This is a genomic window from Burkholderia arboris, assembly GCF_038723655.1.
Lineage (GTDB): Bacteria > Pseudomonadota > Gammaproteobacteria > Burkholderiales > Burkholderiaceae > Burkholderia > Burkholderia arboris.
In genome coordinates this window covers 197,310-205,217 of record NZ_CP109823.1, presented here as the reverse complement: position 1 = coordinate 205,217, position 7,908 = coordinate 197,310, and the positions used below count along the sequence as shown (strand labels likewise).

General features: G+C 64.2%; 7 protein-coding genes and 1 pseudogene. 6 read left to right on the top strand and 2 right to left on the bottom strand.

Translation table 11 applies throughout. The features are described from left to right. Window positions 1-6: 6 nt before the first annotated feature. Window positions 7-414 (top strand): annotated as a pseudogene (locus OHZ10_RS33685) (response regulator transcription factor); the annotation flags it as partial. A gap of 96 nt (window positions 415-510) precedes the next feature. Here the strand turns inward: OHZ10_RS33685 and OHZ10_RS33680 are convergent. Beyond that, complete coding sequence (locus OHZ10_RS33680) at window positions 511-1,695, bottom strand: WG repeat-containing protein (protein ID WP_340625997.1); 1,185 nt, start codon at window positions 1,693-1,695, stop codon at window positions 511-513. A gap of 154 nt (window positions 1,696-1,849) precedes the next feature. Between OHZ10_RS33680 and OHZ10_RS33675 the strand changes: the two genes are divergently transcribed. Next, window positions 1,850-2,536 carry an HAD family hydrolase gene (locus OHZ10_RS33675; RefSeq protein WP_342706347.1) on the top strand — a complete coding sequence of 229 codons (687 nt, stop codon included), beginning with the start codon at window positions 1,850-1,852 and terminating at the stop codon, window positions 2,534-2,536. A gap of 51 nt (window positions 2,537-2,587) precedes the next feature. On the opposite strand, the gene OHZ10_RS33670 is transcribed toward OHZ10_RS33675, so the two are convergent. Beyond that, entirely contained in the window at window positions 2,588-2,974 is a 387-nt protein-coding gene (locus tag OHZ10_RS33670; protein WP_342706346.1) for a hypothetical protein, read from the bottom strand. A 359-nt stretch (window positions 2,975-3,333) separates the two neighbouring features. On the opposite strand from OHZ10_RS33670, the gene OHZ10_RS33665 reads away from it, so the two are divergent. The 4 genes from OHZ10_RS33665 (at window position 3,334) to OHZ10_RS33650 (ending at window position 7,698) form a co-directional block, all read left to right on the top strand. Then, the gene (locus OHZ10_RS33665; protein ID WP_342706345.1) at window positions 3,334-4,053 is read left to right on the top strand and encodes a thioesterase II family protein; all 720 of its coding nucleotides are present in this window, start codon (window positions 3,334-3,336) and stop codon (window positions 4,051-4,053) included. Between the two features lie 146 nt (window positions 4,054-4,199). Next, complete coding sequence (locus OHZ10_RS33660; protein WP_059241587.1) at window positions 4,200-5,150, top strand: UDP-glucuronic acid decarboxylase family protein; 951 nt, start codon at window positions 4,200-4,202, stop codon at window positions 5,148-5,150. Window positions 5,151-5,310: 160 nt separating this feature from the next. Next, window positions 5,311-6,621: a diaminobutyrate--2-oxoglutarate transaminase family protein gene (locus tag OHZ10_RS33655; protein ID WP_425394810.1), complete on the top strand. Its 1,311-nt coding sequence runs from the start codon at window positions 5,311-5,313 to the stop codon at window positions 6,619-6,621. A 78-nt stretch (window positions 6,622-6,699) separates the two neighbouring features. Then, window positions 6,700-7,698 carry a TauD/TfdA family dioxygenase gene (locus tag OHZ10_RS33650; protein WP_059241583.1) on the top strand — a complete coding sequence of 333 codons (999 nt, stop codon included), beginning with the start codon at window positions 6,700-6,702 and terminating at the stop codon, window positions 7,696-7,698. Window positions 7,699-7,908 lie beyond the last annotated feature (210 nt).

The following is a 7,908-nucleotide window of genomic DNA, read 5'->3' as shown; positions in this document are numbered from 1 at the left end:
CGCCGAATGAATGGTGGAACGCTCACACACCGTGTCCTGCTGATCGAAGATAACGAACGGTTCGCGCAGCAGGTTCACGACTATCTGGGCCGGTACGGGTTCGCGGTGACGATCGTTCGCCGCGGCGACCTTGCCGTCGCAGCCGTGCGCGAGCATCTGCCCGCGCTCGTGATGCTCGATCCGATGCCACCGGATTCCGGCGGCCTGGAACTATGCCGGCAGATCCGCGCGTGCTCGAACGTACCCGTGATCGTCCTGACCGCGCGCGCCGATGCCTGCGACCAGGTCGCCGTTTTCGACGCGGGCGCGGACGACTACCTCGTGAAACCGCTCGATCCCCGCGTACTCGTCGCGCGCGCCCGTGCGCTGTTGCGGCGCGCGTATCGCGTCAGTCCGGACGAGGCCGACGCGGCTACGTAAGCCGGCTGCAGCCGGATCGCAGCCGCATGGCCAGGCCGGTGCCGTGCACCCGCGTGTCCGGGCGCGAAAACACGAGACCGATTCGCCGTGTCAGGTTCGAACCTGTACGCCATCCTCGTCGAACACGGTGGTCGTGCCGGTATCCGCGTGCTCGACTTCATAGTGATACACGCGGCTGCCATCGTCCCGTTCGACCTCGTATGCGCGGATCTGCTCGTCCGGCAAGGTCCCGAGCCGCGCGAAGCGGCAGGTGAAGATATCCGGCACGTCGCAGCCCGGGCGGGTCGCAACCATCCGGCCGATCGAGTCGTCGACCGATTCGTACTCGGCCGGCAGACGCCATTGCCCTGAAGCATCGAGTACGCCCCATCGTTCGTGTTCGCAGGCTGCCCAGCACTGGCTGCCGGAGTACTGCAGCGCGGTCAAGGCCGTATAGGCCAACGGGATGACCGGTACGCCGTTGCGATCCACCACGCCGAACTTGCCGTTGTGCAGCACTCGTGCATACTCCCCGCGCCAGAACGCCCATACGCGGTCGTACTGCACCGGCGTAATCGTTGTCCCCTGGCTGTCGATATGTCCATAGCGGTCGCCTTGCCGGACGATGGCGACTTCCGTCCATGCATCGAAGCCGATCTCGTCGTAGCGCGGCGGCACCAGCACCTCGCCCGTGATGGTCATCACGCCCATCTTCCCGTCCTGCTCGAACACTTCGACCTGCTCGTAGTAAATCGACGTCAACGGTTCCCACCCGTAGTCGTAATGGTCCTGGTTGATCAGTTCGCGAAAGCGGGTGACAGCTTCTTCCGCCAGACCCTCGCACTGGTCGAGCAGGGCGGGATCGTCGGCCTCGATCGCGTGCTCGATTCTCGCGTTGTCGCGCTCGATGCGCGCCAGCAGCGCCTGGGCGAGTTCGACGTGCGGCGCCGCCGACAGGTTGAACACGTCCCATCCGTTCAGGTGAAAGTATCGATGGATCGCACGATTCTCGAGGAACGCGAAGATCTTGCGCTTTGCTTCCCGGAACGCCTCGAGATCGTCGATCAGGCGGTCGGCATGACGCTCCAGGAACGCGTACAACCTGGCCATCCGGGCCTTGCCGCCTTCCGCTGCAGCATAAATTCCGTCGTTGTCGCCAGTATCGTTGCAACGATTGCGTGCAAGGAATGGCGCCACGGCCAGCAGCGGACTCAACACCGTCGGGAAGTCGTCGTTCCACTCCACCATACTCAGACATGGCGTATCGGCCGGACCGATGTCTTGCAGATTGAACATGTACATACGGTGCGCCATCGAAGTTCCCTGTCGTGAGTGACGCGTTGGCATTCAGCGTCCCGGATGCTTATGATAGCGGCTCGCCTGCCGACCGATCGAATCGACCGGTCGGCGCGGTACGACCGGCACGCCGTCCTCTTCGTAACGTCATCCCATGAAAACCGAACACATACTTGTACTGGATATCGACGGCACGCTGACCGATTCGGTCGCCCTGCATCAGTCCGCGTTCCTGGCTGCGATGCTTGCGTTGAAGCTGCCGGCGCTCGATACCAACTGGGGACGCTATCCGCATCACACCGACACCGGAATCCTCGCTCACGCACTGTCATCCAACGGCAGGAGCCCGATGAGTGCATCGGCTGTGGCTGCCTTCGAGCAGGAGGTCGATCGTCATTTCGTGGCCGCGCTCGCCCGTCAGGCGCTGATGGAAATCCCGGGCGCCGGCCGGTTCGTGCGGGAGGCGATCGCATCGGGTTGGGGCATCGTCTTTGCGACTGGCGGCGTACGGCGCGTCAGCGAGCGGAAACTGCAGGCCGTCGGGATCCCGTTCAACGACGATCTGCTGGTGACGTCGTCGGTGTACCCGTCACGGACAGATCTCGTCGCCGCCGCCGTCGAACGTGCCCGACGATACTATGGCGTCGCATCGTCTTGCCGGACTGTTTCCATCGGCGACGGGCTTTGGGATCTTGAAGTCGCCGGCGCTCTCGGCCTCGAATTCATCGGTATCGGCATGCCGCCGAAAGCGGACGTCTTGACCACGCGCGGGGCGGTTGTCTTTCCGGATTTCGACGATGACCGGCTTGCCCGATTGCTCGGGATCGTAACGGCTGACTGACAAATGCGACCGTCATTCAGGGCTTTCCTGAGTGCTCCGACTGCGCGCCAGTCAGCTCGACGGCGCCCGCGAGCGGATCGCCCTTGACCGGCAGTTGAGCGCGTGGTTTCCGACCTCGATCCGCTGGCCGCCTTCGACGACGCGCTCATCGCGGATCGCGTGCCGGTACACGCTGTCGCCGAAAGGCGCGTACAGACTGCGCTCGCATTCATCGTTTTTTGCGTCGATTCCTGACCGACGGGGGCGACGCTCGAGCCCCGGAAATGCGAAACGCTGGGGAATTCGCGAGATTGCACGGCGCGCATCAAAGTGGCCGCTGAGCGCGGCGTCGCCAAGCCCGGTGTCGACTCCCCCCGCATTTCTCCGCAGCGCGCACGACGACGCGCGAACTGCTCGCATCCCCTCCTGCCGCACGTCCCGTTTTTCTACGACATACATCCACGCAGCCTCATGTTTTACTCATGCCCAGCCGGACCGTGTGCATTCCTAATCCGGGCGGCACCATGAATTTCCATGACGCGAATCAACGCTTCGGCGGCGTCTCGCGCGCGGCCACGCGGCCTTCGCACAGCGCCAACGAAGCGGCTATGAAACGGCTATGAAACGGCCTGTCGCCTGGCACTTCGCGAAGCCGCGCCGGGCATTCAAGCCCGACTCCCTCAAGGTGAAGATGGCCGACGCATCACCATGAAAGCAATGACCGAACTTTTAATCGTGAACAACGCCGAACCCGCGAATGCCCGCAGCGCGATCGCCGGTCGCCCGGCAGCAAGTGAGCCGCTCGAGTACCCGTTCGCATGCGTCTGATCTGTTTTCCTTACGCGGGCGGCTCGGCCGCCGTCTATCGTGGCCTGCAACCGCTGTTGCCCGGGATCGAGGTGCACCGCCACGAGCTTGCCGGCCGGGGCAGCCGCCTGTCGGAGCCTGCCGTGCGAGACATGGCAACGCTGATCGACGCGTTGCTGGACGACCTGGGCAGTCGCTTCGATCGTCCCTTCGCATTGCTCGGCCACAGCATGGGCGCGGCGATTGCCGTCGAACTGGCGCTGCGGCTTCCCGCCCACGCGCAATCGAACCTCCGGCATCTGTTCGTGAGCGCGCGCGCTGCACCGGGCCAGGAGCGCCCGGTTCGAAAAATGCAGGCGCTGGACGACCGCGCGTTCATCGACGCGCTGCATGAGATGGGCGGCACACCGAAGCCGGTGCTGGACAACCGCGAAATGATGGCGTTGATGATGCCGGCGCTGCGTGCGGATTTCACGCTGATCGAAAACTACCGGGCCGTGCCCGGACGCAGGCTGGCCGTCGACATCACCGCGTTCGCAGGCGGGGCGGATAAACAGGTTCCCGCCGATTCCGTTTCAGGCTGGGAGGCCGAGACGACCGGGCGCTGCGATTTTCATGTCATCGACGGCGATCACTTCTTTATCCGGAGCGAAATGCGGGCGATGGCCGACATCATCGCGACGCGCCTGCGGCGTGCGGATCACGATGCGCCGAGTGCCCTGCAAGCATGACGGGCATCGCACACGCCCGGATCCACGTCGCGCGATCGGCGCGCCGGGCCTGGCCGCGATCGTCGCAGCGAAACGCCACGCGGCCCGGTCGCACGTGCCCGGCGGCGGCTCGCCACTTACCCACGCGTCAAACCTGGAGTGCAACTGTGCAACGTAATCGAAAGCGGATCCTCGTAACCGGTGGCGCAGGTTTCCTCGGTTCGCATCTGTGCGAGCGCCTGGTCGAACTCGGTCATGACGTCTTGTGCGTCGACAACTATTTCACCGGCACCAAGCAGAACGTGGCAACGCTGCTCGGCAACCCGAGCTTCGAGGCGCTGCGCCACGACGTGACCTTTCCGCTGTACGTGGAGGTGGACGAGATCTACAACCTCGCCTGTCCGGCATCGCCGATCCACTATCAGTTCGATCCCGTGCAAACCACCAAGACCAGCGTGATGGGCGCGATCAACATGCTGGGGCTCGCGAAGCGCACGCACGCACGCGTGCTGCAAACTTCCACGAGCGAAGTGTACGGCGACCCCGACGTGCATCCGCAACCGGAGACGTACCGGGGCAACGTCAACCCGCTCGGGCCGCGTGCCTGCTACGACGAAGGAAAACGGTGCGCGGAGACCTTGTTCTTCGACTATCACCGCCAGCAAAACGTGCAAATCAAGGTGGTACGGATCTTCAACACGTACGGGCCGCGCATGCATCCCAACGACGGTCGCGTGGTGTCCAACTTCATCGTGCAGGCGCTGCGCGGCGAGGACATCACGCTGTATGGCGACGGCAGCCAGACGCGCGCGTTCTGCTACGTCGACGACCTGGTCGACGGCCTGATCCGGATGATGGGCACGCCCGCGGATATCACCGGCCCGATCAATCTCGGCAATCCGCACGAGATCGCGGTCAGCGAACTCGCGCAGATCGTCCTGCGGCTGACGGGATCGAAGTCGCGAATCGTATTCCGGCCGCTGCCGAAGGACGACCCGACACAACGTTGCCCGGATATCAACCTCGCACGCACCCACCTCGACTGGAAGCCGACGGTCGGGCTCGAAGCGGGGCTGCGGCGGACCATCGACTATTTCCGCTCGACCGTGCCGGCCTGACGCCACGCCGGTGTCCCGCTTTCCCGTGGCAGACGCGGTACGAAGACCATGCTTCAATCAGCCGTACCGCTGCACCCTTGCCGTTGCACCATTGGCCGACACGAAGCGATGCTGATGCGCCAGTGTCCATCATCCGCGTTTGCAAGCCGGATTCCTACGCATGGAACAACTCGATTATCTTAAGCATGTCGAATCGAACGCGCGAACCTACGCGACGTCGTTCCCACGGCTGTTTACCCATGCCGAAGGCATACGCATGCGCGACTCCGACGGGCAGGAATACATCGACTGCCTGTCCAATGCCGGAACGCTCGCGCTCGGGCACAATCACCCGGAAGTCAACGAAGCCGTCATGCGGTTCCTGTCCTCCGGTCAACTGCAACAGGCGCTCGACCTGGCGACGCCGGCCAAGCACGCGTTCGTCGAACAGCTTTTCTCGATGTTGCCGAACGCGATCGCCGATACCGGCAAGATCCAGTTCTGCAGTCCGAGCGGAGCGGATGGCGTCGAAGCGGCGATCAAGCTGACCCGGCATCATACGGGCCGCCCGACGATCATGGCGTTCCACGGGGCCTACCACGGCATGACGGCCGGCGCGCTCGCCGCATCGGGCAGTCTCACGCCGAAATCGGCCGGCAGCAACGGGCGCGACGTTCATTTCCTGCCCTACCCCTATGCCTTTCGCTGCCCGTTCGGCACCGACGGCTCGGCAACCGATCAACTCAGCATCAACTATATCCGCACGGTCCTGTCCGATCCCGAGAGCGGGATCACGAAGCCCGCGGCCGTCATCGTCGAAGTCGTGCAAGGCGAAGGCGGCTGCATCCCCGCTTCCGACGCCTGGCTGATCGAGCTGCGCGAACTGACGCTGCGGCATGAAATCCCGCTGATCGTCGATGAAGTGCAGACCGGCCTCGGCCGGACCGGCGCGCTGTTCGCCGTCGAGCATTCCGGCATCCGGCCCGACGTCCTGGTGTTGTCGAAGGCGTTCGGCGGCGGCTATCCGCTATCGGTGGTGGTCTATGACCAGCGCCTGGACACCTGGCCGCCCGGCTCGCACGCGGGCACCTTCCGCGGCAACCAGATCGCGATGGTGGCCGGTTTGTCGACCATGCGCATCGTCGAGCGAGACGGGCTGTCGGCGCACGCCGACACGGTCGGCAAGCTGCTGGTCGCCGGCCTCGAACGGATTGCCGAACGCTTCCCCAGCCTGGGCCAGGTTCGCGGCCGCGGCCTGATGATCGGCGTCGAAGTCGTGCTGCCCGGCCGCGATGGCCGAACCGGTCCGCCCCATGCGACGCTCGCGAAAGCGATCAAGCTGCATTGCCTGCGCAACGGACTCGTGATCGAAACCGGCGGCCGCCATGGCGCGGTACTCAGGTTCCTGCCGCCGTTGATCGTCTCGGAAGCGGATATCCACGAGATTCTCAACCGCTTCGAGCAAGCGGTGGCGACGGCCTGCCGCGCATAGGCATACCGCGGCGTAACCGTGAAGGCCGGTCGGTCCGCGTTGCGTCGCGATCCACGTTCAGATAAGGAATAGTTGACCATGCTGGGCATGACGGAACGCAAGCTGCTTGCCGACGGGGCCTCGCCGTTGCTGCTGGAGCCGGCATCGAGCGGGCGAGTGAACGCACGCGATTTCGTGCTGGCGGTGAACGACAATCGAGTTGAACTCGAAGCGCGGCTTCTGGAACACGGCGCGCTCCTGTTTCGCGGTTTCGACGTGTCATCGGTCGCCGACTTCGAGGCGTTTTCGAACGCGGTGTCGGCTCATCAGTCCGACTACGTCTATCGTTCCACGCCGCGCACCTCGATCGGCAACGGCATCTTCACCGCCACCGAGTATCCGCCGAGCGAGACGATCGCGCTCCATTGCGAAAACGCGTATCAACGCAGCTGGCCGCTGCGCGTCGCATTCTGCTGCCTTTGCGCGCCCACGGCCGGCGGCGAAACGCCGATCGCCGACATGCGGGAGGTGAGCCGCAGGATCGGAGCACGCATCCTGGCGAACTTCGAAGCGAAGCAGGTCCGCTATGTCAGGCACTACCGGCGGCACGTCGACATTCCGTGGGAAACCGTCTTTCAGACCACCGACCGCAGCCAGGTCGCGGCCTTCTGCGCAGACAACGGCATCGAGCACGAATGGCTCGACGACGACACGTTATGCACCGCACAGATCAACCAGGGCGTGGCCTACCATCCAGTCAGCCGTGACAGGGTCTTCTTCAACCAGGCCCACCTGTTCCACCTCTCGAACCTGGAAGCATCGCTCGCCAGTTCGATCGTCAGCCTGTTCGGCGAGGATCGCGTTCCGCGCAACGCGTTCTACGGCGACGGGAGTCCGTTCGATCTCGACGACATCGAGCAGATCCGCAACGCGTACCGCGAATGCGCGATCCAGTTTCCCTGGCAGCGCGGCGACGTCCTGCTCGTCGACAACATGCGATTCGCGCATGGGCGCAACCCGTTCGAAGGCGAGCGCAAGGTGGTCGTGTCGCTGCTGGACCCCTACTCCCCCGATACGGGAACGCCGTCGGCCAGATAGCCGGCGAAACCCTGATCGCGCGATTGAATGACCTGTCCGATTGAACACGCGCACGAAACGTCGTGTCCTTGAATTACAGGGCAGACGCCGGTTGGGCGCGATGCTCTAATCTCAATATAACCCGATTCAAGAAGCAAGGCTGGCGGGCGCGCCGCGATTGGTCCTGAGGTCACGCGACGCGACAGTGAACCCGGTATGCGCCCGGCACAG

What these genes read in the sequence shown, in the direction of transcription:
- OHZ10_RS33680 (WP_340625997.1), bottom strand. Translation starts at nt 1,695, where the DNA reads ATGTTCAATCTGCAAGACATCGGTCCGGCCGATACGCCATGTCTGAGT.
- OHZ10_RS33675 (WP_342706347.1), top strand. Translation starts at nt 1,850, where the DNA reads ATGAAAACCGAACACATACTTGTACTGGATATCGACGGCACGCTGACC.
- OHZ10_RS33670 (WP_342706346.1), bottom strand. Translation starts at nt 2,974, where the DNA reads ATGTATGTCGTAGAAAAACGGGACGTGCGGCAGGAGGGGATGCGAGCA.
- OHZ10_RS33665 (WP_342706345.1), top strand. Translation starts at nt 3,334, where the DNA reads ATGCGTCTGATCTGTTTTCCTTACGCGGGCGGCTCGGCCGCCGTCTAT.
- OHZ10_RS33655 (WP_425394810.1), top strand. Translation starts at nt 5,311, where the DNA reads ATGGAACAACTCGATTATCTTAAGCATGTCGAATCGAACGCGCGAACC.
- OHZ10_RS33650 (WP_059241583.1), top strand. Translation starts at nt 6,700, where the DNA reads ATGCTGGGCATGACGGAACGCAAGCTGCTTGCCGACGGGGCCTCGCCG.